Raw genomic sequence first — 26,062 nt, 5'->3', positions numbered from 1 at the left:
TCTGCCTGTACCCTTGACAGGTGGCATTGGACTTTACGGCGATCGACTTCGAAACGGCCAACGGCTTCCGGGGATCACCGTGTTCGGTGGGGCTGAGCAAGGTACGGGGCGGCGTGGTGGTCGAAGAAGCGTCCTGGCTGATGCGTCCGCCGGAACACCATGACCACTTCGACTTCCACAACACGCGGATCCACGGCATCCGTGCCGAAGATGTGGCCGGGGCGCCGCGTTTCGGCGAGCTGTTCCCGGAAATCGCCGGCTTCATCGGTGACGACATCCTGGCCGCTCACAATGCGGCCTTCGACCTCGGCGTGATCCGTTCCGGCCTTGAGGTGTCCGGCCTGTCCGGCCCGGCCTACGACTACGTCTGCACGGTGATGCTGTCGCGCCGCTGCTATTCCCTGGTGTCCAACTCGCTTCCTTATGCGGCCGAGGAGGCCGGGGTGCCGCTGGTCAACCACCACGACGCCGCGGAGGACGCCCGGGCCTGTGCCGGCATCCTGATCGACATCGCCCGCCGCAACCAGGCCAACAGCATTGCGGAGCTCTACCTTTCCCTCGGCCTGGCCGTTCCCACGCAACGAGCCATCCGGCCCGGGGACGCCCTGTCCAAGCAGACGCTCGCCGCGATCGCCGGGCGGGGGAGTGCCAGCGTGCTGGGTGCCGGATCGGCCAGGACCGCTGCGGCAGGAGGAAACGCCGTCGGGCTGTCCACCCGGGGCTGGGGTGCCTGGCCGGAGGAAGGCCCCAACCCTCAGCCCAATCTTGCCGCGGAACCCGGCCACCCGCTGTTCGGGCAGACGGTGGTGTTCACGGGGGACCTCGCCATCGCAAGGCCCGAGGCCAAGCAGCGTGCCGCCGAAATGGGCGCGCGCCCCGAAAGCCGGGTGACCGGCAGGACCACGGTGCTGGTGGTGGGCGATGGTTTCGTTGCCGACGACCTGCGCAGCGGCAGGCTGACCGGCAAGGCGAAGCGCGTGCTTGAACTGCACGGCCGCGGCCAGCAGATCGAGGTGCTCTCCGAAGGGGAATTCCTGCAGATGGTGGGCGGCGCCTAGCGCTGCCGCTGGTTTCATACGGCGCAACAATGCTTCCCCTGCCGGGGCGGGCGTCCCTAGCCTTGAGCCATGGCGGAGCAGACCACGGCCCAGCAGGGCGCAGGCACCACCCGTAACCCGGGAACCACCCGTAGGGGCGGGATCTTTGCGTTCCCCAACCCTGTCAACGAATACGCGGCGCGGATCACCGCCGGGCTCGTCGTTGCGGCCGCGGTGGCGACCCTTGCCACCGGCTTCGGCCCCGGGCTGGTCCTGATCGCGGGCGGCTTCTGGCTCCGCGTGCTGTTCGGCCCGCGGATCTCACCGTTCGCCCTGTTGTCGGTCAAGGTCCTCGCACCGCGGATCGGGCGCGCAAAGCTTGTGCCGGGCCCGCCCAAGCGCTTCGCGCAGGGCATCGGCGCCGGCCTGGGCACCGTTGCGGCGGCCCTGTACTTCCTCGGCTTCGGCACGGCAGCCTGGATCCTGCTGGGTCTGCTGATCGTGGCGGCCTCCCTCGAAGCCTTCCTTGGTTTCTGCCTGGGCTGCGCCATTTTCGGCCTGCTGCAGCGCCGGGGCCTGATCCCCGCGGACATCTGCGAGGCCTGCAACAACATCGAGCTGCGCCGGCTCTGAGCCTGCTTAGCCTGGGCCCGTTCCGTCAGGGTTCCCTGGCCGGGCGAAGCGATGTCAGGGGCCGGCCGGGAGGGTGACGGCGATCAGCCGCTCGCCCATGCCGCGGATCAGTTCCGGTGCTTCCAGGGCGGCGAGCCAGTCGGCGGGCAGGGCTTCCTCGCCATACCGGGCACCCAGGATGTTCCCGGCGATGGACGCTGTCGAATCGCTGTCCCCGCTGTGGTTGAGCGCCAGCGCCACGGCCTGGCGGAAGTGTGCGGCAGGGTCCTGTCCGGCGCCCTGTTCCGTCGCCAGTACCGCATAGAGCCCGACGGCGAGGGCCTCTTCGGCGACCCAGCCCTCACCCAGCTGCCCCGTCAGTTCCTCCGGGCTGAGCGCGGCGCCCGACGGCAGCCCGAGCGCCGCTAGGTCGAGGGCTTGGCGCAGCCGCTTCATGAGCTCGGGGTCGGCATCGGGCCTGCGTTCAAGGAGCTCCAGGGCGTGCTGCGCGGCATCCTGGACCTCCGAGCCGCCCATGAGCCGGTGGATCAGCACGCTGAAGGCTCCTGCGCTCTGGCGAGCCGAGGGGTGGCCGTGCGTCAATGAGGCCGCATCGGAGCTGAGCTTGTAAACGGTGGCTTCACTGATGTGCGGGATGAGCCCGAACGGTGCCGAACGCATCACCGTGCCGCAGCCCTTGGACTCGGGGTTCACGGGACGGGCGACCGTTCCCATTTGGCCGCCGGCCAGTCCGCTCAGGCAGGCGTTGCCGGGGTGGCGCTGGTGCCGCAGGACCTCGTGGCCGTCGATCCAGCGGGGCTGGGGAGCCGGGGCCGAGGACGGGGTCTCCACGCCCTGGGTGGCGAGCCAGCGGAGGTAAGCCAGCCAGAGGCATGCGACCTCATCCGCGGCCACGCCATCGTTCGCCCATTCGAGCGCCTCCAACAACCCGTCGACGGTGTACAGGGTCATCTGGGTGTCGTCCGAAAAGTGGCTGCCGCCGTCGAGCTGTCCGAAGGAGGTGAGCCCCTCGGCGCCGAACCTGGCCCGGATGCTGTCGATCGGATCGAATTCGACGGCGTAGCCGAGGGAATCGCCCAGGGCGCCGCCCAGAAGGCAGCCCAGGATCCGGGACTGCGGGGTGGGCGCGGAGGAAGTCACAGGGGGAACGCTCATGCCTGTAAATCTACCGTGGCTGCGTAGGGTTCCGGACGCCCGTTCCCGCCCGGCCAGTCCGCGGCAGGTGGGCCGCGCGGGCAACGGATCGCGCTGGTACGGTGGCACACGGGAAGAGGAGGACGCAGATGCGTGAGCCCGAATGGCGCAAGACCGGCAAGACCCCGGACTACCGTTTTTCACTGGCGAATGAACGGACTTTCCTCGCCTGGATCAGGACCTCCCTGGCACTGCTCGCCGGGGCGGTGGCGATCGACCAGCTGGCACCCGATATCGCACCGCGCACCGTGCGCATCGTGCTGTGCCTGGTGCTCGCCGTGGTGGGCGCCGGGCTCGCCTTCATGGCCTACCGCCGCTGGGGACTCATGGAGGCGGCCATGCGCCAGGACGAGGCACTGCCGTTCTCCCGCGTGCTGCTGTTCATGACCATCGTGGTGGCGGCGGCTGCCTTTGTCTTCGCGGTGCTGATCCTGGTGGCAAGGTGATCCTCGCGCCCCGGGATCCCGGCCTGCAGGCCGAACGGACCATGCTGTCCTGGCGCCGCACCCTGCTGACCCTGTTAGTGGTGGACCTGTTTGTCTGGCGCAGTTGGCTGGCGGCCGCAGCCGGCGACGGCGGAACTTCCGGCGCGTTCTACCAGGGCATCTGCGCGGCCGCGGCAGCCGCGGCAACCATCGTGCTGGGATGCGTCGTCTGGGCCCGCTCCCGTCAGTTGTCCGGCTCCCACGGATACAGTGCGGCGGCCGGCGCCGCCGCGGCACCGTCCGCCGCGACGATGCGGCTGTGCACCCTGGCCGTCCTGGTGCTGGGTGCCGCCGCGCTCGCAGCAGTGGCACTGGGGCACTAACGTTCGGCCCTTCCCAAACTCCGCAAGCTCAGTTCGGGGCCCTCGTGTCCTCTCTTAGCATTCAGGAACTGCACAGAATCTGCTGGCAGGATGCTGGAGGCGAATGCCTCTCCCTGTTCCATTCCTGCCCCGCACGGACCCCTGTCCGGCGGGCCGCCACCGGACAGGACACCCCCGATGCGAAGGATTTTCCCGAGATGACCTCAACTGTGTCCGCTTCCCGCCCCGGCAGCAGCCGCTTGCTTGCCCGGGCCGCCGCAGAGGCACTGGGAACCCTGTTCGTCGTCGTGATAGCACTCGGGGTTCCGGTCCTTACCCTGCCCCAGTCCAGCCCGCTTCCGGCGCCGCTGGCCGGCGGCCTGGCCGTCACAGCGGCGATGGTTGCCTTCGGCGCCTTGTCCGGAGGACACTTCAACCCGGCCATCACGGTGGGCAACATGGTCGCCGGCCGCACCCGCTTCGCCGATGGCCTGGCCTACCTCGCCGCCCAGCTGATCGGCGGCATCCTGGGGGCCTTCCTGCTCTTCGCCGTGATCCTTAGCATCCCGACGATCCCCGACAGCCGGGCCGCGTTCGACACCGTGGCCTCGGGCTTCGGCGAGCACTCCGTCATCCAGGCCTCCATGGCTGCAGCCCTCCTGCTTGAGGTCGTCGGAGCCGCCGTGCTGGTGGCTGTATATCTGGGTGCCGCATCGAGCAAGCATGCGGAGGGGCGGAAAGGCTCGGCCCTGGCTGCGCCGATCGCCGTCGGCCTGACCGTTGCGGTGCTCCTGCAACTCGGACAGTCCGTGGGCAACCTCGCGTTCAACCCCGTCCGTGCCACAGGCGCCGCACTCTTTTCGTCGGGCTGGGCTGTGGGCAGTCTGTGGCTGTTCTGGGTGGCCCCGCTGTTTGGCGCCGCCATCGCCGGCCTTGTGTTCCGCGCATTCGTGCTGTTTTCGGCTCCGGGTCCGGCCGCCGGTGCGGTTGATCCGGCTACGGCTTCCGCCGATGAGAACCTCCGGTCCGACGCCGGAACCGTGTCCGACGCCGGAACGGTGTCCGACGCCGGAACGGACCAGGACGACGCGGCGGCTGCTCCCGCCGCCCCGGCCAAGCGGGACGAAGCCCGCGACTTCTTCGACGGCAAGCGGGACTGAACAGGATTTAGAGGGGCGACACACCGCAGTGGAGCACCCCGTTGCGCCGTGTCGGCGGGCCGCTGGCCAATAATGTCGGTGCCGCCCCCTAGCTTGGAAACATGAGGCTTCTTCACACATCGGACTGGCATCTGGGCCGTTCCTTCCACGGCGTCGGGATGCTCGATGCCCAGCGTGGGATCATCGACCAGCTCGTAGAGTTCGTCCGCGAGCAGTCCGTGGACGTGGTGTTGATTGCCGGCGACGTCTACGACCGTGCCTTGCCCGGCCTGGACGTCGTCAAGCTGCTGGACGACGCCCTGGTCGGGATCACTGGAGCCGGTGCGAAGGTGGTGCTCACCAGCGGAAACCACGATTCCGCCATCCGGCTCGGCTTCGCCTCACGCCTGCTCGAGCGCGGGGGAGTCCACCTGCGTACCCGGATCGAAGACCTTGATTCTCCGGTGCTGTTTTCCCTCGGGGAGCAGGGTGCACAGGCAGTCAGTGCCGAGGCCCCCACCGGCGCAGAGGAATCCGGGCCGTTGCTGGCGGTCTACGGAATCCCCTACCTTGAGCCGCGGCTCGTGGCTGGAAAACTGGAGGCAGCTGCCAATCATTTCGACGTGACCGAGGCAGCCTTGCAGAGGATCCGGACGGACCTTGCAACGCGGAACGGCTCCGCCACGGTGCACGCGGTGGTCCTCGCCCACACCTTCGCTAGCGGCGGGATCAGCTCGGACAGCGAACGTGAATTGAGCATCGGCGGGCTCGGCGCCGTACCCCTGGACCTTTTCGAAGGATTCGCCTACACCGCTTTGGGCCATCTCCACGGCCGCCAGGAGCTGGCGCCGAACGTCCGCTACTCCGGCTCACCCTTGGCCTACTCATTCTCCGAAGCCAGGCACCGGAAGGGTGCCTGGCTTGTCGACATCGGACCGGACGGTGCAACGGACGTTTCCGAGGTCCTTTGGCGTGCCCCGCGCGAGCTCGCCGTCCTCCGCGGCCGGCTGGCGGAGCTCCTTGAATCCCCCGAACATGCGTGGGCCGAGACCGCCTACTGCCAGGTCACTCTGACCGACCCCGTGCGTCCGCCCCAGGCCATGGAACAGCTGAGGGCACGTTTCCCGGACACCCTTGTTCTCGGATTCGAGCCCGAAGGCAGAACGGAAAAAGGCAAAGCCAGCTACAGCAGCCGCCTGGCGGAGGCCCAGGACGACCTCGGGGTGTGCTGCGGTTTCCTGGACCATGTCCGCGGGCGCTCCGCTGACGTACGGGAAACAGCTGTTCTTCGCGAAGCACTGGAAACAGTCCGCCTGGAAGGAGCCGAGCTGTGAGGATCCACCGCCTGGAAATCGAAGCCTTCGGTCCCTTTGCCGAAGTCCAGTCCATCGACTTCGACCACCTCGGTGCCCAGGGGCTGTTCCTCCTGAACGGCGCTACCGGCGCGGGGAAGACCAGCGTCCTGGACGCCATCTGCTTTGCACTCTACGGATCGGTGCCGGGTGCCCGTCAGGAGGGCAAACGCCTGCGCAGCGACCATGCCGATCCGGCGTCAGAGCCGCGTGTGCTCTGCGAATTCTCGGCCCGTGGACGGCGTTTTGAGGTCACCCGATCCCCGGCCTGGGACCGCCCCAGTGCTCGTGGGCGCAAAGGCTTCACCACCCAGCAGGCAAAGACCCTCCTCCGCGAATTCGTGGCTGGTTCGTGGGAAGAGAAGTCTTCCCGCAACGATGAAGCCGGAGCGGAAATCACGGAGCTGCTGGGCATGGACCGTGAACAGTTCACCAGGGTGGTCATGCTTCCCCAAGGTGATTTCGCGGCGTTCCTGCGGTCCAAGGCAAGCGACCGCCTGGCCCTGCTGCAGAAACTATTCGGTACAGCCCGCTTCGAGGCCCTCGAACAGCAACTCGCCTGCCAGGCGCAGGACGCCCGGGCCGTGGTTGAATCGGAAGAGGGCGGCCTTCTTTTGCTGATGCAGCGTGCGGAAGCGGAGTTCGCCGAGCTTGGAACTGCGACGGCGGAACCGGCGGTCTCTGACGATGCTTCCGGGACTGCGCCGGAGCGCAGGCTCGAGGCAATGGAAGACGCCGCACGCACCGAGCTGGCAGCGCGCCGCCAAGCCGCGGGAGCGGCAGAGGCAGCGAGCCTGCAACTCGCGGACAGGCTCCAGGCCGCGCAGGAACGCAGCCAGCGCCATGCCAGGCTCCAGGCCGCCACCCTGCGCCGCGAGGCACTGCTCGCGGAAGCGGACGCCGTCCACCAGTCCCGGGAACGGCTCGGCCGCCATGCGAAGGCCACAGTGCTCAGCGGGCACATGGACGCTCTGGACAGGGCGGCGGCCGCGCGTTCCGCCGCGGCCGCCGCACTGGTAGCGGCCCGGGAACGGCTTCGGGCAGGATCCGGGGACTGCGGCGATCCCGTCGTAGCGCTGGCCGGGGTCCAGGAACAGCTTGCCGTCCTGGACGCCCGGGTTCCGGACGAACAGAGGCTGCGGGAGATTGCGGCGCGCCTTGAAGCACTCGACGCCGGGAAGGCGCGGCGGGAGGCCGACGTCGGGCTCCGGAACACGGAACTGTTCTCCCTCCGGGAAGAAGCAACGGACCTGGCCGCGCGGCTCGCCCCCCTGGAAAGCGAGGCTGCAACGCTCGATCGCCGCGAACAGGAGGCAGCGGCCGCCGCTGTCCTGGTGGAAGCCATCGACCGGTACGCCCGGGCCCTGCAGGACGTGTCGTCCGCAGCCGGCCGGCACAGCGCCGCCCGGGAAAAGTCCCTGGAGCTGAAGCAACACTGGCTCGAGTTGCGCGAACTGCGGTTGCTGAACGCGGCCGCCGAACTGGCGGACAAACTGGAACACGGGGAATCCTGCCCGGTCTGCGGCAGCCGGGAGCACCCGCAGCCGGCCGAGGCGGCCCTTTCCGGCCTTGCCATGGCGGACGAGGAAAAGACCGCTCACGAGCGCTTCGAAGCGAGCGAACTGCACCTCCAGACCCTTGCGGCAGAACTTGCCGCGGCCGAACAGCAGCTCGCCGTCCTCGCGGGCCAAGGAGGAGACCGCGATCCTGAGGAGGTCCTCGGCCAGCTTGCCTCGGCGCAGGAGTCCCTGGCCGGGGCGCGCGCCGCGGCGTCGGAACTCGCCGGCGTGCGGGCAGCGATCGAACGGCTTGGCGCCGCAATCGCCGGGGCGGAGCAGGATCTGGCCCGTGCCGCGACCGAGGCCGCACAGGAGAAATCCACTGCGGCCGCCCTGCGCGAGCAGCACGCGGAACTGGAAGCCACACTAGGCGCCCTGCGCGGCGGGTTCGACACCCTGGCGTCCCGCATCGCGGCCCTGACTGAGGAACGTACCCTCCTTCAAGGGGTGGTATCGGCAGCGCAGCAGGTGGAACGGACCGAAGAGTCGTGTGCGGATGCCGGCCGGGCACTCGCGCAGGCGTTGCCCCTGGCCGGTTTCGCCTCGGCGGAGGCTGCGCGCCGCGAACTGCTGGATGAGGCGGAATCAGCACGGCTCGAACGGCAGGTCCGGGAAGCAGATGAGGAAAGTGCCCGGGTGGCCGAGCTTTTCGAATCGGAAGACCTCGTGCTGGCGGGCAAGGAAGTGCAGGTGGGCGAGCTCCCGCTGAGCACTGAAGGAATATCGGAGCTGGCGCAGGAAGCGCGGCGCACCGCGGAGTCCGCCCGCGGCCTGGACCTTGCCGCAGGCCTGGCCGCCCGCACCGTCGGGTCCTTGGCTTCGCTCCGGTCCAGCTACCTCGCCGCGGCGGACGCGATCCGGGGGCCCCGTGAGCGGGCGAGGCTCCTCGGCAACCTGGCGGACACCGCACGCGGGGCAGGCGACAACAGCTACAGAATGAGCCTCAACAGTTATGTGCTGGCCGCCCGGCTTGAGCAGGTTGCCGACGCCGCGTCCGAACGCCTGGTGGCGATGAGCGACGGCCGCTACACACTCCGGCATACCGACGCCCGGGCTGCCCGCGGGCAGAAGTCGGGCCTTGGCCTTGAGGTCGTTGACGAATGGACCGGCCAGCACCGGGACACCGCCACCCTTTCCGGCGGCGAGTCCTTCATGGCGTCGCTGTCCCTGGCGTTGGGGCTCGCGGACGTTGTGCAGCAGGAGGCCGGCGGGGTGGACATCGAGACGCTCTTCGTCGATGAGGGATTCGGCAGCCTCGACGAGCAGGCGCTGGAACAGGTCATGGACGCCCTCGAAGGATTGCGCGACGGCGGACGGGTGGTAGGCCTGGTGAGCCACGTCGCGGAAATGAAACAGCGGATCGCCAGCCAGCTGCAGGTCGAGAAGGGCCGGAACGGTTCCACGGTGCGGGTGCTGGAGGCGGACGTCCGGTAGAATTGCCGGGTTACACCGGGTCGCGCGCATCGGGAGGAGGGACGATGCGCACCTCTTAGCGAACCCGGAAATATGAACCCCCTGCCTTCCCAGCACGCGGCGGCCAATGGTGCCGCCCCATCTTCAGCGGCCGCGCCCCCAGCGGCCGCATCCACCAACGGAACGGCCGCCCAGGCCCGCCGCTCCCGCCTGCCGGGGCGCTTCGCGCGCCTCCCGGAACTCGCCGGCCCCGGATTCCTGCCCATCGCGCTCTTTGCCCGCCTGCCCTTGGCGATGCTCACGGTCGGGACCCTCACCCTCGCGACGGCGGTGAGCCACTCGTACGCGGTCGGCGGGCTCGCTGCCGGCGCTGTCGGCATCGGCTCAGCCGTCGGCGCGCCGGTGCTCGGTGCCCTCGCGGACCGTGCCGGGCAACGCGCCGTCCTGCTCCTTGCCGCGGCGGTCAACACCCTGGCCGTCGTTGCCCTGATCCTCGCGGCCTACCTCACACCTGCCTTTGGCACTCCGGCCGACGCAGCCGCTGTGGTCATCACGGCCTTCCTTTCCGGCGCCAGCTGCCCCCAGGTCGGTCCGATGGCCCGCGTGCGCTGGATGGCCCTCACCACCCGCGACCTGGCCGCCACGGATCCGGCTAGAACCACCGGCGGACCCGCCGGGGAGCGCGGACCCGGCCGTACCTCCGGCAGCGTCGCCACCCGGCGTGCCGAGCTGGACACTGCGTTGTCCTACGAGGGCACGGCGGACGAACTCACCTTCGTCCTCGGCCCCGCCCTGGTCGGTCTGCTGGCAAGCATCTTCGTGCCCTGGCTCCCGCTGGCGCTTGCAGCCGGCCTCACGGCGACCCTCGTTCCGGCCTTTGCCGTGCACCCTTCACATCTGGCCGTGGTGCCTGCGCGGCGCAAGGCGGAGGCCGGCGTCGGGCAGCACCCGGAAATGAAGCACCCGACGCGGGCCGGGGCGTTCGCCTGGCTCAAGGTGATGGTGGCCGTGCTCGCGATGATTTGCATGGGCACCTTCTTCGGCTCCCTGCAGAACGCGCTGAGCGCCTTTTCCGCCCAGTTCGCGACGGCGGAGATCGCCGGCCTCATGTACGCCGTCATGGGCCTGAGCTCGGCCGTTGCCGCCCTTTCGGTGGCCTACTGGCCGCAGCGTTTCGGACTCACGGCCCGCTGGATTTCCGCTGCTGTGCTGATGGCGGCGCTTTCGCTGCTGCTGTTCCTGCCGTCCGGAATCTGGCCGATGGTGGCGGTCCTGCTGGTGCTCGGCATCCCGGTGGGGCCGGTGATGGTCACGGTATTCAATATCGGCGGGCTGGTTGCGCCGGCAGGCCGCATGGCTACGGTCATGACTGCCCTGGCCAGCGGAATCGTCGCCGGCACGGCGCTGGGTGCCTTCCTGGCCGGGCAGATGGCGCAGAGCCAAGGCTTCACGGCCGCCTTTGTGGTCTCCCTGGCATCAGCCGCAGCCCTTGCCATGCTTGGTGCGTCCGCCGCTGTGCTGCTGCGGCGCGGCAGGGCGGCGCAGGCCGACGGCGGCCGGAGGCCGGGAGCCTAGCCCTCGTTGCGGTATCCGGTGGGGGAGTTGCCGAACGCGGCCCGGAAGATCCGGCTGAAATGCGCGGCGTCGGTGAATCCCCAGCGGGCCGCGATGGCGGTGACCGGCCGGTTTGCCAGCACGGGGTCGCGCAGGTCGCGGCGGCAGCGTTCCAGGCGCCGCTGCCGGATGGAAGCGGCCACAGTGGTGCCGATTTCCTGGAACAGGTCGTGCAGGTGCCGGGTGGAAATGTAGTGGGCCGCGGCGATTGATCCGGGGCCCAGCGTGGGGTCCCCGAGGTTGGCCTCGATATAGTCGTGGATCCGGCTGAGCAGCAGGAAATGGGGATCGCGGCCGGTGTCCACCAACTGGTCCAGTTCGCCGTTGAACAGCGTGGTGACCAGGTCCAGTGCGTTGTGGGCAAGCCGCAGGCCATTGGTCCCGGAGAGTGCTTCGAGGTTGTCTGCAAGCCGGACCAGGAACGGGCTGATGAGTTCCCCCAGGCCCTCGTCGCCGGGCATCCGCAACGCCGTCACGTGCTCCATCGCCCCGGCCGGAAGGTCCAGCTGCTCGTGCGGGAACATCAGCACCAGGCTGCGGAAATCGCCGTCGAAGCGCAGTTCGTACGGCCGTGAGGTGTCGTAGATGGCGAGGTCTCCGGCGGCCAGGACCGCCTCGCGCTCGTCCTGGATCAGTGTTCCGGTGCCGGTGAGCTGGATGCTGAGCTTGAAGTAACGGGTCTCGGATTTGGCGATCAGCGCCGGGGTGCGCACCACTGTGTGCCGCCCCGCCGTCACCTCCACCACGGAGATGTTGCCCAGCACCCGGGACCGCATGGTTCCGTGGAACCCAGTTGCCCCGTTGTCCCGGACCATCAGCGGCACGAAGGACTTCGAAATGGCACGGCTCCAGTCCTGGAAACTGTCTGCCACGACGGTGTGCACTGCGGAGGCGCCGGTTTCGGCCACGGCAGTCATGGAACTCCTTCGAACGGCCCCGATGTGCGCCGGCGGCCCTTTGGGAACGGGAACCGGCGGGTGTGAGCTTGCCCGCAATTCTACACTTGCAGCCGCGCGGGTCGGCCACGGCGGGACGCTACCGCCTGATGCCGGATGCGGGCCGTGCAGGACCCGTGAGGCGGTTCAGGAAAGCTGGCTTTCGATCCGCGCCGCGCTTGCCGCGAGTGCCTGGCCGACGGCGGCCTCGTCCTGGTCGCGCCGGATGTAGACGACGGCGATCGCGGCCGGGCGGCCGCCCGGAACATGAATGGGCGCGGCCAGCGAGGAAAGCCCCTCGATGACCTCATCGTGGCTTGCCGCGTAGCCGAGCCGCCGGGCATCGGCGGCCTCGGCGCGGTAGGGCAGCCCGGGCGCGAGGGCGGTCCACTGCTCAGGACTCATGGTCGACTGGATTGCGATTCCCGGGGCCCCGACGTTCGCGGGATGCCGTGTGCCGGGGTGCTGGACCAGGGTCGCGGCCGAATGGCGCGGCTCCACTGTCACCAACGTGACACAGTCCTGGTGGTCCCAGACGGCGACGAAGGCGGTCATGTTGTAGGTGTTGGCAAGCTGCGTGAGTTCGGGAAGGGCCGCCATCTGCAGGTTGCGGGAGACGCCCCGTGCGAGGACAGCCAGGCCGGGCCCCGGCTGCACCCGGCCGGCGTCGTCGCGGACCAGCAGCGAGTGGTCCTCCAAGGTGCGCAGGATGCGGTACGCCACGGAGCGGTGCACGCCGAGGGCCGCGGCGAGCTCCGCGATCGTAAGGGAACGTTCGGCGGCCGCCAGGATCTCGAGTGCCTGGATGCCGCGCGACAGGGTCTGCGACGGCGACACCGTCGCTGCGGTGTCGTTCCGGCTGCTCGCGGCGTTGGGAGACGTCATGGGCTCCATCCTATGGCCGCCGCCCGTGCAATGGCGGTCCGCGAACCGCGGCCGGAAGGCCAACGGGTTCCCGGCGGGCAAGTCCAGGCGCTGACCGGCGTGTTGCAAGTCACAGCGTATGTAGTACGCTATTCCAACTGACCGTTCTGTCGGTAATTCAAGCCCGGCGTCCGGCCTCCCCGCACCCCCATCATCGGAGTTCCAATGACTGCAACTTCCTCTGTCGATGCCTCAACGGGCCCCAGCAGCAAGCGTGAAGAACGCAGGGTGCTTGCCGGAACCCTGGTAGGCACCACCATCGAGTGGTACGACTTCTTCATCTTCGCCCAGCTCACGGCGACCCTTCTGGGCCCGCTGTTCCTCACGCCGCTGAACGAGTCCAATCCGGGCCTGGCGCAGATCCTGTCGTTCGCCACCATCGGCATCAGCTTCCTGTTCCGCCCCCTCGGCGCCTTCGTGGCAGGCCACCTCGGTGACCGCCTGGGCCGCAAGGCAGTGCTCGTCATGACCCTCGTCTTGATGGGAGCGGCCACGGCCCTCATCGGCCTGCTGCCCGGCTACAGTGCTATCGGGGCCTGGGCTCCGGTGCTGCTCATCGCCCTGCGCGTCATGCAGGGCTTCTCCGCTGGCGGCGAATGGGGCGGCGCCGCCCTGATGGCAGTGGAACATGCGCCGGTCTCCAAGCGCGGCCTGTTCGGCGCCTATCCGCAGATCGGCGTGCCTATCGGCATGATCCTGGCAACGGGCTTGCTGACCATGCTCAAGTCCGGGATGTCCGAGGCCGACTTCACCGGCTGGGGCTGGCGCGTCCCGTTCCTGCTCTCCGTGGTGCTGATCGTGGTGGGTTACCTGATCCGCCGGGCTGTCGGTGAAAGCCCTGTGTTCAAGGAGATCGCCCAGCGCAAGGCCGAAAGCCGGGCGCCGCTGGGCGAGCTGTTCCGCGGGCACTCCAAGGAAGTGGTGCTGGCCGCACTGATCTTCATCGCCAACAACGCCGCCGGCTACCTGCTGATTGCCTTCTTCATCTCCTACGCCAACAAGACCCTCAAGATGCCGTCCGCCCAGGTGCTGATGGCTACCACACTGGCCTCCTTCGGCTGGCTCATCTTTACCCTGGTGGGCGGCTGGCTATCGGACAAGATCGGCCGCGTGAAGACCTTCCTGGCCGGCTACGCGATCGTGTTCGCATGGATGATCCCGATGTTCGCCTTGATCGACGCCAAGGACATCGTGCTCTACGGAACCGCACTCTTCGTCCTCACCATTGGCCTTGGCTTGTCCTACGGCCCGATGTCCGCGATGTACGCCGAGATGTTCCCGGCCCAGGTCCGCTACTCGGGCATCTCCATCGGCTACGCCCTGGGCTCGGTCCTTGGCGGGGCTTTCGCGCCCATGATCGCCCAGGCCCTCCTGGACAACACCAAGTGGTCCGGCTCCGTGGGCATCTACATCATGGTGCTGTGCGTGATCTCCGGAACGGGCGTGGTGCTCGCAAAGGAAACCAGGGGCCGGCCCCTCGGATTCAGTGCCCACTGACAGCAGGGCGACAGCGCAAGGGGTGCGGACCGCAGGCGGTCCGCACCCCTTGCGCAACCGCACAGGCTAGCCGGCTTCTTGGAGGAGCTTCACGGCGTCGTCGTCGCTCAACTGCTCGAAATGCTCATAAAAGGAACCCACCGCGCGGAACTTACCGGGAGTGTAAAGGGAAAAGGCGAAGTCGCAGGACCTGGCGATCGACGCCTGCGCCTCAAGCGAGGCGACCGGGACCGCGGCGACGACGGCGGCGGGACTGCCAGCCCGGACGCCCTCGATGGCCGCACGCATGGTGGCCCCGGTGGCCAGGCCGTCATCGACCAGCACCACGGTCTTGCCCGCGACGTTGAAGCCCACCCGCGGATAGCTGTCCACCCGGCGGAGCAGTTCGGTGCGCTCGCGGTCCTCGACGGCGTCCAATGACTCCCGGCTGATGCCGTACCGGAGCATGCGGTCCAGCAGCGGGCGGTTGAGGATGCGGACGACCCTGCCGTTGGACCAGGCCAAGGCCCCGAACGCGGTCTCGTCGCGGCCCGGAATGCCGAGCTTGCGCACAAGCACCGCGCCATAGGGCTGGTATAGGGCGGCGGCGGCAGCAGCGGCCACGGGAATCCCGCCCCGGGCCAAGCCGAGCAGGATGGTGTCCGGGCGCTCCCGGAGTTGCGGAAGCGCGGCGGCCAGGCGGTGCCCGGCCTCCGTACGGTCCTTGAAGCGCATGCCCATCAGTCCCACTTCCACGTAATCCGGCGCTGAAGCAAGCCTATCGAAACCCGCTGCCGGAGAGCCTTCCGCTCAGACGCCGAGGAAGCCGATGGCGGCGTCCTTGAATGCGCGGCTGGTGACGGCGTTGCTGTGGTTCCGGCCGGGGATGAGCAACTGCTCGGCCATGCTGCCGGAACGGGCCGCAATCGCGGCCAGCTCCGGCAGGGTGGCGGCCCGTTCGTCCTTTTCGCCTGCAACCAGCAGGACCGGCATATGGGGTGCAGCCTCGGCAGGGTCGAACGGTTCGCCCTTGATGGCCTCGATGAGGGACAGCAGGGCGAAGAGGTCGTTGCTCGGCAGCAGTTGGGCCATCTTGAGCAGCTCCGCCGTGGACTCGTCCCCGATCGGCGTGCCGTCGGCGAGGTGCCGCTGGGCCGCCGCGAGGTCGAAGGCTGCCAGGGGATCTTCCTTGTTCGGCCCGCCGAGCACCAGCCGGTGGACCAGCTCCGGCTGGGTGGCACCGAATTCCCAGGCGAGCCGGGAACCCAGCGAGTAGCCCACCACGTCCAGGCCGCTGGAAGGATCGCCGTCGCGCAACGGGCGCGCGCCGGCGTCGGACACGATCTGCAGTAGATCCGCGCGGATCCTGCTGGGGGTGTAGGAATCCAGGTCCTCGGGCGAGCCGCTGCGTCCGTGCCCGGGCAGATCCACCACGATGATCCGGCGCCCGGCGCCCTGCAGTGCCGTGACCCAGCCGGTGTCGGACCAGTTGAGCTTGCCTGAGGAAGAGAAGCCGTGGATCAGCAGGACCGGGCGGAGGCCGGCATCCTTGCCTTCGGCGGGCTCATGGATCTCGACGAACAAGCCCGGGTCGGTGCCTTCCACGGTGTGGTGGAGTTCTCCTGTGTGCCTGCCCGTCATGGCCTCAGTCCTCATCATGTACGGCGCCCAGGCGTACCCGGCGCTTCGGTGCGTCTTCTGCTGGAACAGTGCCCACGATACTCCCGAACGAGGGTAAGCCGCGTCAGTTTGCGTGGCTTGTTGCCCGTGAGGATTTGACCCGTTCGCCCACCCGGCAGGCGACGGCGATGCCCGCAATCAGCAGGCAGGTGGCCACCAGTTGTCCGGCGCTCTCCGGGTTGGAGAAACCGACGGTGAAGACGATGCCCAGCAGCACCAGGCCGAAGACCGTGAGGGCGGGGAAGCCCTTCATGCGCAGAGGCAGTTCGGTGCCCTCGCGGTCGGCCCGGCGGCGCAGGATGAGCTGCGAGACCAGGGCGCTGCCCCAGACCACCAGGCAGGTGGAGCCCACCAGGTTGAGGAGGGCGGGCAGGACCTTGTCCGGGAAGAGCAGTTCGAGCACCGTGGCGATGAAGCCGAAAGCAACCGAAACCCCGACGGCGGCCATCGGCACCTGCTTGCCGCGCAGGTGCGAAAGGAAGGCCGGGGCCTCGCCGCGTTCGGAAAGCGAGAACACCATCCTGGAGGCCCCGTAGAGGTTGGCATTCAGCGCCGAAAGCAACGCGACGACGGCGACGAGGGTGATTGCGGTTCCGGCGCCAGGGATGCCGGCCAGGTCCAGGACGCCGGCGAACGGCGACTTGAGGCCCTCGGAGCCGGTGGGAAGGACGGCGGCGATGACGAAGACGGAGCCGATGTAGAACACCAGGATGCGCCATAGCACGGTGCGGATTGCCTGGCCGACGCTGCGCACCGGGTCTTCGGTCTCGGCTGCGGCGACGCTGACGATCTCGGTACCGCCAAAGGCGAAGATGACCACGAAGAGGGCGGCGGCGATGCCGCCCCAGCCGGCGGGGGCGAAGTTGCCCGTGATGTTTCCAAGGCCTGGAGAGGTGGTTCCTGGGAGCCAGCCGAAGAGCAGCGCCGCGCCTACCAGGAGGAACACGACGATCGCGGCGACTTTCAGGATGGCGAACCAGAACTCGAATTCACCGAAGCTGCGGACACCCACCAGGTTGATCGCGGTGAAGATGGTCATGAAAACCAGGGCAAGCACCCAGGCCGGGAGGACGGGCCATACCGAGAACAGGAGGCCGGCAGCGCCGAGCGCCTCGGCTGCAATGACGACCACCAACTGCAGCCACCACAGCCAGCCCACGGTGGAGCCTGCGGTCTTTCCCATGGCCTTTTCGGCGTAGACGGAGAAGGCGCCGCTGTTGGGGTTCGCCGCCGCCATCTCCCCCAAGGCCCACATCACCAGGATGATCAGGGTGCCGGCCACGAGATACGAGACCAGAACGGCGGGCCCCGCGGCCTGTACGCCGGCGCCTGAACCCAGGAACAGTCCCGCGCCGATTGCGCTGCCCAGGCCCATCATGGTGAGCTGGCGCGGTTTCATCGCATGGCCGAGGCCGGTCGAAGGAGTGGATGGGATAACACCAGTGGACTTCGTTGTCATTCGTGTATGCCTTGTTTTCCTCGGATTGTGTACTTGCCCTTATGGGACTTATCGAATTTACCGCGTTTCGGCCGTGGCAGACACATTTGGCAACAGCCCGGCCGGGTCCTACCATTAGTTAGGGTCATGTTGACCATAACTAATCCAAGCAGGCGAACACCAAGCAAGGAAGCGGGTGAACGGTGTTCACGAACTCGGCCAATGTCTCCGAACGCCGGCTCGCGCCGCCGTCGCTGGCCATCTCCACCGTGATCTTCGCCCTGCGGCCCAGCGAACGCTCCGGCCGCCCCACCTTGTGGCTACCGTTGGTGCGCCGGATCCGCGAACCGTTCAAGGAGATGTGGGCGCTGCCCGGCGGGCCGCTCAGCCACGACGAATCACTGCAGGACGCGGCATCCCGGAACCTGCTGGAGACCACGGGCCTGGCGCCGGAATTCCTCGAACAGCTCTATGCCTTCGGCGGCCTGCACCGTTCGCCCAGCCAGCGTGTGGTGTCGATCGTCTACTGGGCATTGGTGCAGCCCACCGAGGCAGCGCTGGCCGACGAGTCCGAAAACGTGCGCTGGTTCCGGGCGGACAAACTCGAACAGCTCGCCTTCGACCACAACGCGATCGTGGACTACGCCTTGTGGCGGCTGCGCAACAAGATGGCCTACGGCTCCATCGCCTACCACTTCCTCGGTGAATACTTCACGCTCGCCCAGGTCAGGGAGGTCTACGAGGCCGTGCTTGACCGCCCGCTGGATCCGGCCAACTTCCGGCGCCAACTCAAGTCCGCGCCGGAGATCGAAGAAACCGGCGAATACCTCCAGGGCGGAAAGCACCGCCCGCCCCGCCTTTACCGCTTTACCGGCACACCCGGCCTCGAGCCAGACAGGAGCACACCATGAGCAGCGTCAACACCGCCATCCAGCTGATCACGCGCGAGGAAGCGGAGAAGGGCCGCTCCGTGGCCGGATCCACCTGCAGCCCTGCCCTCGCCAAGGGGCCGTGGGAGTACGACCTCGCCGAGTCCCTGGCTGGAATCCCGGCCTACGGCCCCGGCGCGTCCAGCGCGGATGCCGCGCCGCGCAGCACCCCGCGCCAGGGCCAGCTGCCGGAAGAATACAAGCTGGCCAGCGACACCGAACTCGACGCCCGCATCCGCGCGGCCAAGGAGAAGCTCGGCAGCAAGGCAGTGATCCTGGGCCACTTCTACCAGCGCGACGAAGTGGTGCAGTACGCGGACTTCGTCGGCGACTCCTTCCAGCTGGCCAACGCCGCCCTCACCCGGCCCGATGCCGAGGCCATCATCTTCTGCGGCGTGCATTTCATGGCCGAAACCGCGGACATCCTCTCCGCCCCGGAGCAGGCGGTGATCCTGCCCAACCTCGCGGCCGGCTGCTCCATGGCGGACATGGCGGATGAGGACTCCGTGGAGGAGTGCTGGGAGCAGCTCGGGGAAATCTTCGGCACCGAGCCCGACGACGCCGGGCGCGCCCCGGTCATCCCCGTCACCTACATGAACTCCTCCGCCGCCCTCAAGGCATTCTGCGGCCGCAACGGCGGCATCGTGTGCACGTCCTCGAACGCGAAGACGGTCCTCGAATGGGCCTTCGAGCGCGGCCAGCGCGTGCTGTTCTTCCCGGACCAGCACCTTGGCCGGAACACCGCCAAGGCCCTGGGCGTCCCGCTGGAGCAGATGCCCATGTGGAACCCGCGCAAGGAACTGGGCGGCAACGACGAACAGACCCTGCTCGACTCCCGGGTGATCCTGTGGCACGGCTTCTGCTCGGTGCACAAGCGCTTCAATGTGGCCCAGATCGAGAAGGCCCGCGCCGACTACCCGGGCGTCAACGTCATCGTGCACCCGGAATGCCCCATGGAGGTCGTTGACGCCGCGGACGGCGCAGGCTCCACCGACTTCATCAAGAAGGCGATTGCGGCGGCCACCGAGCCCACCACCTTCGCTATCGGCACCGAGATCAACATGGTGAACCGGCTCGCGGCGGAGAACCCGCAGCACACCATCTTCTGCCTGGACCCGGTCATCTGCCCGTGCTCCACCATGTACCGCATCCACCCGGGTTACCTCGCCTGGGTGCTTGAGGAACTCGTTGAAGGACGCATCGTCAACCGCATCACCGTGGACGACGCCGTGCAGGCCAACGCCAAGATTGCGCTTGAGCGCATGCTGGCAGCCCGCCCCTGAACCTGCCGTATGAAGCAAGCGGAATGAGGCTGACATGACTGCACATGGCCTTGCAGCAGGGCGCATTGCCGGAGGGCAGCGGCGCAAGCGGCTGATCGTCGTCGGAAGCGGCATCGCCGGGTTGTACTCCGCGCTGCTCGCTGCCGAGGGCGGGGCCGAGGTGGTGCTGCTGAGCAAGGGGGCGCTCGCGGACAGCAACACTTACTTCGCCCAGGGCGGCATTTCCGCCGTCCTGGACGAACCGGCACCCGGGGACACGGTCGCGGCGCACATCGCCGACACCCTCAAGGCCGGCGGCGGGCACTGCGATGAGGCAGCCGTGCGGGTGCTGTGCACCGAAGCCCGCCTGGACATCGCCGGACTGGAGCGGTTCGGCGTCCGTTTCGACCTGGACGACGACGGCGACCCTGCCTTGGGGATCGAGGCCGCCCACTCGGCCCCGCGCATCCTGCACGCCGGCGGGGACGCCACCGGCGCCGGCGTGGCCCGGGCACTCATCCGCGCGGTCCTGGACGCCCAGGCCGCGGGACGGATCCAGGTGATCGGCCACGCGCACGTGACCTCCTTGTCCCAGGGCCTAGGCCGCGTCACCGGCGTGAACTTCATCCACGACGGCCGGGAGCTCAGCTGCCAGGCCGACGCCGTGCTGTTGGCCACCGGGGGAGCGGGCCGGATGTTCGCCAAGACCACCAACCCCGCCGTTGCCACGGCGGACGGCCTGGCCCTTGCGTGGCGGGCGGGCGCTGCGGTGGCTGACCTCGAATTCTTCCAGTTCCATCCGACGTGCATGGTGCTGCCGGACGACGCCCGGGAAAGCGCGGGCAGCGACCCGCTGCTCATCTCCGAAGCCGTCCGCGGCGAGGGCGCCATACTCGTGGACGCCCACGGCGACCGCTTCATGCCCGCCTACCACCCCGACGCCGAACTGGCGCCGCGCGATGTCGTCTCCCGCAGCATCGCCCTGCACCTGGCCGCCCTCGGCGAGCCGAACGGCCACGTCTTCCTGGACGCGCGGGTCATCGAGAAGCAGCAGGGGCCGGGCTTCCTGGCCAGGCGCTTCCCGACGATCACCGCCCGCACCCGGGAGGCCGGCGTCGACTGGACCCGCGAGCTGGTCCCCGTGGCACCGGCGGCCCACTACTGGATGGGCGGCGTGGTCACGGACCTGGACGGACGCACGTCCGTTCCCGGCTTGCTGGCCGCCGGCGAGGTGGCGTGCACCGGCGTCCAGGGGGCCAACCGGCTCGCCAGCAACTCGCTGCTCGAAGGCCTCGTCTTCGGCCGGCGTGCCGTCGAGGGGTTCCTTGGAGGCGATTCGACAGGTCCCTCGGCGCCTGTGCTCAGCTCTCGCGCCGGCGAACACCTCCCAAGCTTGGCGGCCGGCGCGGACCCTCACGCAACAACGGCGCTTTCGGGCTCTCCCGAACCGCGCGAGGTGACCCCGTGGCAGCTCGAGGTTCTTCCCGGGAAGGGTTCCTATGAAGCCTTGTTCGCCGAAGCCGGCGCTTTCTCGCGGGGCGCCCTGCGTCAGCTGATGACCGCCAAGTCCGGGGTGCTCCGCGAGGGCGTGCTGCTCCGCGAGGCCGGTGCAGCCCTCAGCTCCTGGGCGGAAGATGTGGACCCGGAAACTGTTCCGGATTCCTTGGATCCACGGGAGCACGAGGACGCCAACCTCCTGCTGGCCGCGCAGCTGCTGGTACACGCCGCCCGGGAACGTCGGACCTCCCTGGGTGCCCACTACCGCAACGATTCGCGGCAGGAAGCCGCCGCCGTCGACGATTTTGACAAGCGTTACACCATGAGCCGGAAAGCGAGCCTGATCCTTGACTAGCCTGTCCCTCCCCGCAGCCGCCGTGCGCGACATCCTCGAGCGTGCCTTCGCCGAGGACGCGCCCAACGGGGACATCACCTCGCAGCTGCTCATCCCGGCCGAGGCCCGCGCCACCGCCGTGCTGAACGCCCGCGTGCCCGGCATCTTCAGCGGCGGCACAGTCTTCCGCGACGCCATGCTCCTGATCGACCCGGACACCGAGGTTGAGCTGCTGGTGCAGGACGGAGCAGAGTTCGACGCCGGAACGCACCTCGCCCGGGTCACCGGCCGAGCCCGTTCCGTGCTGCTCGCCGAGCGCGTGGGCCTGAACCTGGTGCAGCGCATGAGCGCGATCGCCACGAAGACCGCGGAGTTCGTGCGCCTGGTCGAAGGCACCAAGGCCCGCATTACCGACACCCGGAAGACCACCCCCGGGCTGCGGGTCCTGGAACGCTATGCCGTGCGCTGCGGCGGCGGAGCGAACCACCGCTACAGCCTGTCCGACGCCGTGCTGGCCAAGGACAACCACCTGGCCGTTATGACCGGCGGCGACGCCGGCAAGCTTACCGCCCTGCTCGCTACGGCGAAGGCACAGCTGGGCCACACCACCCATTTCGAGGTCGAAGTGGACAGTGCCGAGCAGATCGAACCGGTGCTGGCCGCGGGCGTGGACACGATCATGCTGGACAACTTCAGCCTGGAAGGATTGCGCGCCGGCGTGCTGCAGGTCGCTGGCCGGGCGATCGTGGAGGCCAGCGGCAACGTCAACCGGGCCACGGTGGCGGACATCGCGGCCACAGGGGTGGATGTCATTTCCATCGGCGGGCTGACCCACACCGTGGCCGCCCTGGACCTCGGGCTGGACGTCACGCTGGACGTTCCGGTGGAAGTTTCCTAGGACGCGGGTGTTGAAGCGATGATCTTCCTCGACGCAGCGGCCACCACGCCCGTCCGCCGGGAGGTGTTGGAAGCGATGTGGCCTTACCTGAGCGGCGAGTTCGGCAATCCGTCCAGCCACCACAGCCTCGGCGAGGCTGCGGCAGACGCGCTCGCAGGGGCGCGGGCCGCCGTCGCGCAAGTGCTGGGCTGCCGGCCCGGGGAGGTCACTTTCAGCTCGGGCGGTACCGAGGCGGACAACCTGGCGCTCAAGGGTATCGCCCTGGCACGCCGGGCCGGCGATCCGTCCCTGGACAGGGTGGCGGTCAGCGCGATTGAACATCCCGCCGTCGAGGAATCCGCGGACTACCTGCGGCGGGTGCACGGTTTCACGGTCGATGTTGTTCCGGTGGACCGGCACGGCCTGGTCACCCCGGACGCCTTCGCCGCAGCCCTGCGCCCGGAGACTGCGCTCGCCAGCATCATGTACGCCAACAACGAGGTGGGCACGGTGCAGCCCATCCCGGAACTGGCCGCGCTCGCTGCCGGACGGGGCATTCCCTTCCACAGCGACGCGGTGCAGGCCGCCGGCTGGCTGCCCATCGGCGTCAAGGAACTCGGCGTAGATGCGCTCAGTCTGTCCGGGCACAAGCTCGGCGCACCCAAGGGATCGGGCGTGCTCTTTGCGAAGGGCCGGCTCCGGATGGAGCCCCTGGTCCACGGAGGCGGCCAGGAACGCGGACGGCGTTCCGGGACGGAAAACGTGGCCGGAGCCGTAGCATTCGCAACCGCACTGACCCTGGCGGCGGAAGAACAGCCGCGCCTGTCCGCGCGGGTGACGGAATTGCGTGATGCCTTCATCCGGGCCGTCATGGAAGCCGTGCCCGGGGCCGTGCTGACCGGCCATCCCGAACAGCGGCTGCCTTCCGTGGCGTCCTTCTGCTTCCCCGGGACCAGCGGGGAGTCCGTGCTGCTGGAACTCGAGCGCCGCGGAGTGGTCTGCTCCAGCGGTTCCGCCTGCGCGGCCGGCTCGGACGCGCCCTCGCCGGTGCTGCTGGCCCTCGGCCTCGACGCGGAACTCGCGCAGACGGCCGTGCGCTTCAGCTTCACCTCAGCGGTGACCGAGGCGGAACTCGGGCAGGCCGCGGCTGCGGTGGGTGACGCCGTCGGCAGCGTGATGGGGATCGGCCGCCGCTAGACGCAACTGCCTTTGGCGGCTCAGGCGTGCCGCGCCCGGCGGAAGATCCAGTGCCGCAGCATGGTGAAGCGGACCGCCGTGGCGAGGAAGCCGGACAGGGTGGTGGTCCAGAGCTCCTCCGTGACGCTCGCTTCGGGCCTGAAGGCGTGCAGCACGCCCAGGCTTCCGCCGGTGATGAGGAGCGCGACGGCGATGACGATCAGGCCGTTGAGATGGTCCTGGAGGCGCTTGCGGCTGCCGGTGATCTTGAAGGTCAGGCGCCGGTTCAGCGCCGTGTTCATGACCGAGGTGACGATCAGGGCGGCCGCATTCGCGAACTGCGGCCCGAGCGCCGGCCGGAGCAGCGCGTACAGGGCCAGCGAGCTGGCGGTGCAGATGATTCCGACGCCGGTGAAGCGGACCAGTTGCCGCAGCACCGGATAGCGGAGCAGGCCTTTGTGGCGGTGGCTCGGGCGGGTTTCCGGAGGGGATTGCCGCAGCGTTTCCCGTGACGGTGCGGCAGAGTCCATTGCTTAAGCGTTGCACACGCGCCGGCGCCCGGGCGAAAGGCCTGCCGCGGCGGGATCGTTCAGCCCAAGGCGGCCGAGCCGAATGCCACGCTGAAGCGGTCGCACCACAGGACCACCGTATCCAATCCCGAGATGTCTGCACCCGCGGGGATGGAGTAGTTCTGGTTGCCATGGGTTGCCTTCACCGGGCCGAGATCCAGCCATTTGCCCGAGCGGTACTTGAACCAGTCCCCGCCGGCTTCCTGGTCGCTGAGCCAGACCTTGACGTCCGGGCCGTCGCTGCTGGCCAGGTTTTCCAGGCGGAGCACCAACCTGCCGTCGGGGAGTTTCACCAGGCTGGCCATTCCCGAGGTGGAGTGTTCCTGTGAGACGAAGGCGCCCTCCGCGATGACGCGCGGGAGAACCGGCACGGGAGAACGGACCGCCGATCCCGGGTCGCCCGGGGTTGGCTGCTGGACGGCCAACGTGCCGCCGGGCGAAGGCGTTTGCCCGGTCCCCGGCAAGGCTTCGTCAACAGTGCTGCTGGTGAACAGACGCCACGGCTGGAAGAGGGCGGCCCCGGACACGAACAGGGCAAGCAGCAGCACGGCGGCGGAAGCGGCAAGGGCCTTGTGGCGGCCCAGGAACATCCGGACAGGCTGCTTTGCCGCGGAGTTCTCATCGGCCGGGGTTGTCATGGTTCAAGGCTAGGCGCCCCACAGCGCGCTGTCCGTCCGGAATCCTTACCGTTCCCTTAAGCCGGCTGCCTATGGCTGCGGAACGTAGAGCTCGCCCACCGGCACTTCGGCGGCCAGGTGGTTGTCCGGCCCGGCCAACGGGCACGCCCAGGCCTCGTTGTAGGCGCAGGACGGGTTGTAGGCGAAGTTGAAGTCCAGGACGAACTCCAACTCCGGACCGGAGCCCCGGATCCCGTGGAACGCACCCTTGATGGTGTCCAGCAGGTAGCGTCCGGCGCCGTAGCTTCCGCCCTCCCTGCCCGAGGTGGCATCCCGGAACGGTACGAAGATCCCGCCGCCGTAGCTGCGCAGGCGCCATACCGCAAGGGAGCCCAGCCTGGGCAGCTCGAAGGTGCCGATCCGCTGGAACGGCACATCGCCGTCGGTCCCTGTCCGGACCGTCATTTCCTGCCCGGCGCCCGTGGGGGAGAGCCGGGTGTGGAAGCGGAAGGCGGGATCGTATCCCGCGGTGTCCAGGCCCGTGAAGTTACGTTTCGCAGCGGTCGTCAGAGCCGATGCCGGGTGGGTGCCGAACATGTGGTCGCGGGTCCGGCGCCAGTGCACATGGGCCTGGAAGGGGTCGTCGCGTGCGAGCCGGCGGACCTCGTCGTAGAGGGTGAAGGTCCGCAGCCGCCAGTCCGCGATGTCCATCGCAGACATCTCCGCCACGTCCCAGGTGCCGCCGTCACGCAACTCCTCGTCCATGCCACCCATACTAGGCTTGCGGCTATGAACGGGAACCGCGTAGCGAACGGAAGTCTTGTCCTGGCAGCCATCCTGCTCACAGGGGGGCTGGTCGCTTGCAGCGAGGAAGGCAAGGGCGGGCCGGTGTGGACGGCGGGTTCGGGAAGCGCGGGCGCTTCCGCGACCGGGTCCGCCGCGCCGACCGGGGGGACGGCGTCGGGCAGCCCGGCGGCGTCGGGAACCTCCGGCGCCACGCCCGGGGCGGCGCCCACAGCCGCCCGCTGGAAGAAGTACAGCGACGCCGGACAGAAGGTCAGCTTCGAGCTCCCGGAGGAGTGGATCGCGCAGTCGGTCACTCCCGACGCCGGATCCCTGCCCGGGGCGCTGAAGGTGGAGGTCAAGGACGGCGAAGGGGAGTACGTCGCCACCCTGCACACCGGCCTCCAGTCCCCAAAGGCCCCCGACTGCAGCCCGAAGGCAAGGCGCAGCTACGTGGTGCTCAGCAGCGTCCCGGTGGACCTGCCGCATGCGGATACGGATGCGACCATTTCGCCGCGCGTGGTGTTCCGGGTGATCCAGGGCTACAAGTTCTTCGGCTCCTACGGCATCACCAACCTGGTGGCAGGCACGGACGGCAAGGCCTGCCAGCTGCGCAACCTGGTGCAGGGCCCGGCCGGCAAGGGCGATACCTATTTCGGGGACCTCCCGGCCGTCCGCGCCTTCGCCCCCGACGAAAAGGTGGCCCCCGCCAAGTCCTTCGACACCCTGGGCCAGGCCGCGAAATACGTGGAAAAGAGTGCGGACTTCGCAAACGTCCAACGGATGCTACTGTCTCTGAAGGTCAACCCGTAGAAAGCGGAGTCGGCCTTCCACGAC

At 68.7% G+C, this 26,062-nt stretch carries 24 protein-coding genes; 15 read left to right on the top strand and 9 right to left on the bottom strand.

Translation table 11 applies throughout. The features are described from left to right. Positions 1-20 precede the first annotated feature (20 nt). Both ACZ9CK_RS10970 and ACZ9CK_RS10965 read left to right on the top strand, forming a co-directional pair. A complete protein-coding gene (locus ACZ9CK_RS10970) occupies positions 21-1,058 on the top strand; it encodes a 3'-5' exonuclease (protein ID WP_476049968.1) in 1,038 nt (345 codons plus the stop codon). Between the two features lie 69 nt (positions 1,059-1,127). Beyond that, entirely contained in the window at positions 1,128-1,670 is a 543-nt protein-coding gene (locus ACZ9CK_RS10965; RefSeq protein WP_476049967.1) for a DUF4395 domain-containing protein, read from the top strand. Between the two features lie 54 nt (positions 1,671-1,724). Here ACZ9CK_RS10965 and ACZ9CK_RS10960 read toward each other — a convergent pair whose 3' ends face one another. Then, positions 1,725-2,825, bottom strand: coding sequence for an ADP-ribosylglycohydrolase family protein (locus ACZ9CK_RS10960; protein ID WP_476049966.1), 1,101 nt, complete (start codon positions 2,823-2,825; stop codon positions 1,725-1,727). A 128-nt stretch (positions 2,826-2,953) separates the two neighbouring features. On the opposite strand from ACZ9CK_RS10960, the gene ACZ9CK_RS10955 reads away from it, so the two are divergent. From ACZ9CK_RS10955 to ACZ9CK_RS10930, 6 genes are all read left to right on the top strand, one after another. Continuing rightward, positions 2,954-3,310: a YidH family protein gene (locus ACZ9CK_RS10955; protein WP_476049965.1), complete on the top strand. Its 357-nt coding sequence runs from the start codon at positions 2,954-2,956 to the stop codon at positions 3,308-3,310. Next, the gene (locus tag ACZ9CK_RS10950; RefSeq protein ID WP_476049964.1) at positions 3,307-3,672 is read left to right on the top strand and encodes a DUF202 domain-containing protein; all 366 of its coding nucleotides are present in this window, start codon (positions 3,307-3,309) and stop codon (positions 3,670-3,672) included. The genes ACZ9CK_RS10955 and ACZ9CK_RS10950 overlap by 4 nt, the downstream gene beginning before the upstream one ends. Before the next feature lie 197 nt (positions 3,673-3,869). After that, positions 3,870-4,811: an aquaporin gene (locus ACZ9CK_RS10945; protein WP_476049963.1), complete on the top strand. Its 942-nt coding sequence runs from the start codon at positions 3,870-3,872 to the stop codon at positions 4,809-4,811. Positions 4,812-4,912: 101 nt separating this feature from the next. Continuing rightward, positions 4,913-6,124, top strand: coding sequence for an exonuclease SbcCD subunit D (locus ACZ9CK_RS10940; protein ID WP_476049962.1), 1,212 nt, complete (start codon positions 4,913-4,915; stop codon positions 6,122-6,124). Next, positions 6,121-9,135 (top strand): AAA family ATPase, encoded by a 3,015-nt coding sequence (locus ACZ9CK_RS10935; protein WP_476049961.1) that lies wholly within the window; start codon positions 6,121-6,123, stop codon positions 9,133-9,135. Before ACZ9CK_RS10940 ends, ACZ9CK_RS10935 begins: the two co-directional genes overlap by 4 nt. A 72-nt stretch (positions 9,136-9,207) precedes the next feature. After that, positions 9,208-10,689 carry an MFS transporter gene (locus tag ACZ9CK_RS10930; RefSeq protein ID WP_426298365.1) on the top strand — a complete coding sequence of 494 codons (1,482 nt, stop codon included), beginning with the start codon at positions 9,208-9,210 and terminating at the stop codon, positions 10,687-10,689. On the opposite strand, the gene ACZ9CK_RS10925 is transcribed toward ACZ9CK_RS10930, so the two are convergent. Both ACZ9CK_RS10925 and ACZ9CK_RS10920 read right to left on the bottom strand, forming a co-directional pair. Then, a complete protein-coding gene (locus ACZ9CK_RS10925; protein ID WP_426298363.1) occupies positions 10,686-11,645 on the bottom strand; it encodes an AraC-like ligand-binding domain-containing protein in 960 nt (319 codons plus the stop codon). The genes ACZ9CK_RS10930 and ACZ9CK_RS10925 overlap by 4 nt on opposite strands. Before the next feature lie 165 nt (positions 11,646-11,810). Then, positions 11,811-12,548, bottom strand: a complete 738-nt coding sequence (locus tag ACZ9CK_RS10920; RefSeq protein ID WP_426298361.1) for an IclR family transcriptional regulator — start codon at positions 12,546-12,548, stop codon at positions 11,811-11,813. 204 nt (positions 12,549-12,752) lie between these two features. Between ACZ9CK_RS10920 and ACZ9CK_RS10915 the strand changes: the two genes are divergently transcribed. Further along, complete coding sequence (locus tag ACZ9CK_RS10915; RefSeq protein ID WP_426298359.1) at positions 12,753-14,084, top strand: MFS transporter; 1,332 nt, start codon at positions 12,753-12,755, stop codon at positions 14,082-14,084. A 66-nt stretch (positions 14,085-14,150) separates the two neighbouring features. On the opposite strand, the gene ACZ9CK_RS10910 is transcribed toward ACZ9CK_RS10915, so the two are convergent. From ACZ9CK_RS10910 to ACZ9CK_RS10900, 3 genes are all read right to left on the bottom strand, one after another. After that, positions 14,151-14,804, bottom strand: coding sequence for a phosphoribosyltransferase (locus ACZ9CK_RS10910; RefSeq protein ID WP_476050893.1), 654 nt, complete (start codon positions 14,802-14,804; stop codon positions 14,151-14,153). 69 nt (positions 14,805-14,873) lie between these two features. Beyond that, on the bottom strand, positions 14,874-15,704 hold the full coding sequence (locus ACZ9CK_RS10905) for an alpha/beta fold hydrolase (protein ID WP_426298357.1): 831 nt from the start codon (positions 15,702-15,704) through the stop codon (positions 14,874-14,876). Between the two features lie 103 nt (positions 15,705-15,807). Beyond that, positions 15,808-17,202, bottom strand: coding sequence for an amino acid permease (locus ACZ9CK_RS10900; protein WP_476049960.1), 1,395 nt, complete (start codon positions 17,200-17,202; stop codon positions 15,808-15,810). A 182-nt stretch (positions 17,203-17,384) separates the two neighbouring features. On the opposite strand from ACZ9CK_RS10900, the gene ACZ9CK_RS10895 reads away from it, so the two are divergent. Genes ACZ9CK_RS10895 through ACZ9CK_RS10875 form a run of 5 tightly spaced genes read left to right on the top strand, consistent with a single transcriptional unit; the run spans position 17,385 to position 23,277 of the window. Beyond that, positions 17,385-18,092 carry an NUDIX hydrolase gene (locus ACZ9CK_RS10895; RefSeq protein ID WP_476049959.1) on the top strand — a complete coding sequence of 236 codons (708 nt, stop codon included), beginning with the start codon at positions 17,385-17,387 and terminating at the stop codon, positions 18,090-18,092. Further along, entirely contained in the window at positions 18,089-19,393 is a 1,305-nt protein-coding gene (nadA, locus tag ACZ9CK_RS10890) for a quinolinate synthase NadA (RefSeq protein WP_426298351.1), read from the top strand. The genes ACZ9CK_RS10895 and nadA overlap by 4 nt, the downstream gene beginning before the upstream one ends. A 34-nt stretch (positions 19,394-19,427) precedes the next feature. Further along, positions 19,428-21,224 carry an L-aspartate oxidase gene (locus ACZ9CK_RS10885; protein WP_476049958.1) on the top strand — a complete coding sequence of 599 codons (1,797 nt, stop codon included), beginning with the start codon at positions 19,428-19,430 and terminating at the stop codon, positions 21,222-21,224. After that, positions 21,217-22,101 (top strand): carboxylating nicotinate-nucleotide diphosphorylase, encoded by an 885-nt coding sequence (nadC, locus tag ACZ9CK_RS10880; protein WP_476049957.1) that lies wholly within the window; start codon positions 21,217-21,219, stop codon positions 22,099-22,101. Before ACZ9CK_RS10885 ends, nadC begins: the two co-directional genes overlap by 8 nt. Before the next feature lie 18 nt (positions 22,102-22,119). Beyond that, a complete protein-coding gene (locus ACZ9CK_RS10875) occupies positions 22,120-23,277 on the top strand; it encodes a cysteine desulfurase family protein (protein WP_476049956.1) in 1,158 nt (385 codons plus the stop codon). A gap of 20 nt (positions 23,278-23,297) precedes the next feature. On the opposite strand, the gene ACZ9CK_RS10870 is transcribed toward ACZ9CK_RS10875, so the two are convergent. The 3 genes from ACZ9CK_RS10870 to ACZ9CK_RS10860 form a co-directional block, all read right to left on the bottom strand. Then, on the bottom strand, positions 23,298-23,786 hold the full coding sequence (locus tag ACZ9CK_RS10870) for a GtrA family protein (RefSeq protein WP_426298343.1): 489 nt from the start codon (positions 23,784-23,786) through the stop codon (positions 23,298-23,300). Between the two features lie 59 nt (positions 23,787-23,845). Continuing rightward, positions 23,846-24,463, bottom strand: coding sequence for a DM13 domain-containing protein (locus tag ACZ9CK_RS10865; protein ID WP_476049955.1), 618 nt, complete (start codon positions 24,461-24,463; stop codon positions 23,846-23,848). A gap of 69 nt (positions 24,464-24,532) precedes the next feature. Next, positions 24,533-25,207 carry a DUF1684 domain-containing protein gene (locus ACZ9CK_RS10860; RefSeq protein ID WP_476049954.1) on the bottom strand — a complete coding sequence of 225 codons (675 nt, stop codon included), beginning with the start codon at positions 25,205-25,207 and terminating at the stop codon, positions 24,533-24,535. A 24-nt stretch (positions 25,208-25,231) separates the two neighbouring features. Between ACZ9CK_RS10860 and ACZ9CK_RS10855 the strand changes: the two genes are divergently transcribed. Next, on the top strand, positions 25,232-26,038 hold the full coding sequence (locus ACZ9CK_RS10855; protein ID WP_476049952.1) for a hypothetical protein: 807 nt from the start codon (positions 25,232-25,234) through the stop codon (positions 26,036-26,038). Positions 26,039-26,062 lie beyond the last annotated feature (24 nt).

The organism is Arthrobacter sp. TE26545 (assembly GCF_056279005.1).
The sequence above is the reverse complement of the archived record's forward strand: the minus strand, read 5'-3'. Positions and strand labels throughout refer to the sequence as shown.

What these genes read in the sequence shown, in the direction of transcription:
- ACZ9CK_RS10965 (WP_476049967.1), top strand. Translation starts at nt 1,128, where the DNA reads ATGGCGGAGCAGACCACGGCCCAGCAGGGCGCAGGCACCACCCGTAAC.
- ACZ9CK_RS10960 (WP_476049966.1), bottom strand. Translation starts at nt 2,825, where the DNA reads ATGAGCGTTCCCCCTGTGACTTCCTCCGCGCCCACCCCGCAGTCCCGG.
- ACZ9CK_RS10955 (WP_476049965.1), top strand. Translation starts at nt 2,954, where the DNA reads ATGCGTGAGCCCGAATGGCGCAAGACCGGCAAGACCCCGGACTACCGT.
- ACZ9CK_RS10945 (WP_476049963.1), top strand. Translation starts at nt 3,870, where the DNA reads ATGACCTCAACTGTGTCCGCTTCCCGCCCCGGCAGCAGCCGCTTGCTT.
- ACZ9CK_RS10940 (WP_476049962.1), top strand. Translation starts at nt 4,913, where the DNA reads ATGAGGCTTCTTCACACATCGGACTGGCATCTGGGCCGTTCCTTCCAC.
- ACZ9CK_RS10930 (WP_426298365.1), top strand. Translation starts at nt 9,208, where the DNA reads ATGAACCCCCTGCCTTCCCAGCACGCGGCGGCCAATGGTGCCGCCCCA.
- ACZ9CK_RS10925 (WP_426298363.1), bottom strand. Translation starts at nt 11,645, where the DNA reads ATGACTGCCGTGGCCGAAACCGGCGCCTCCGCAGTGCACACCGTCGTG.
- ACZ9CK_RS10920 (WP_426298361.1), bottom strand. Translation starts at nt 12,548, where the DNA reads ATGACGTCTCCCAACGCCGCGAGCAGCCGGAACGACACCGCAGCGACG.
- ACZ9CK_RS10915 (WP_426298359.1), top strand. Translation starts at nt 12,753, where the DNA reads ATGACTGCAACTTCCTCTGTCGATGCCTCAACGGGCCCCAGCAGCAAG.
- ACZ9CK_RS10910 (WP_476050893.1), bottom strand. Translation starts at nt 14,804, where the DNA reads ATGGGCATGCGCTTCAAGGACCGTACGGAGGCCGGGCACCGCCTGGCC.
- ACZ9CK_RS10905 (WP_426298357.1), bottom strand. Translation starts at nt 15,704, where the DNA reads ATGACGGGCAGGCACACAGGAGAACTCCACCACACCGTGGAAGGCACC.
- ACZ9CK_RS10900 (WP_476049960.1), bottom strand. Translation starts at nt 17,202, where the DNA reads ATGACAACGAAGTCCACTGGTGTTATCCCATCCACTCCTTCGACCGGC.
- nadA (WP_426298351.1), top strand. Translation starts at nt 18,089, where the DNA reads ATGAGCAGCGTCAACACCGCCATCCAGCTGATCACGCGCGAGGAAGCG.
- ACZ9CK_RS10885 (WP_476049958.1), top strand. Translation starts at nt 19,428, where the DNA reads ATGACTGCACATGGCCTTGCAGCAGGGCGCATTGCCGGAGGGCAGCGG.
- ACZ9CK_RS10875 (WP_476049956.1), top strand. Translation starts at nt 22,120, where the DNA reads ATGATCTTCCTCGACGCAGCGGCCACCACGCCCGTCCGCCGGGAGGTG.
- ACZ9CK_RS10870 (WP_426298343.1), bottom strand. Translation starts at nt 23,786, where the DNA reads ATGGACTCTGCCGCACCGTCACGGGAAACGCTGCGGCAATCCCCTCCG.
- ACZ9CK_RS10865 (WP_476049955.1), bottom strand. Translation starts at nt 24,463, where the DNA reads ATGACAACCCCGGCCGATGAGAACTCCGCGGCAAAGCAGCCTGTCCGG.
- ACZ9CK_RS10860 (WP_476049954.1), bottom strand. Translation starts at nt 25,207, where the DNA reads ATGGACGAGGAGTTGCGTGACGGCGGCACCTGGGACGTGGCGGAGATG.
- ACZ9CK_RS10855 (WP_476049952.1), top strand. Translation starts at nt 25,232, where the DNA reads ATGAACGGGAACCGCGTAGCGAACGGAAGTCTTGTCCTGGCAGCCATC.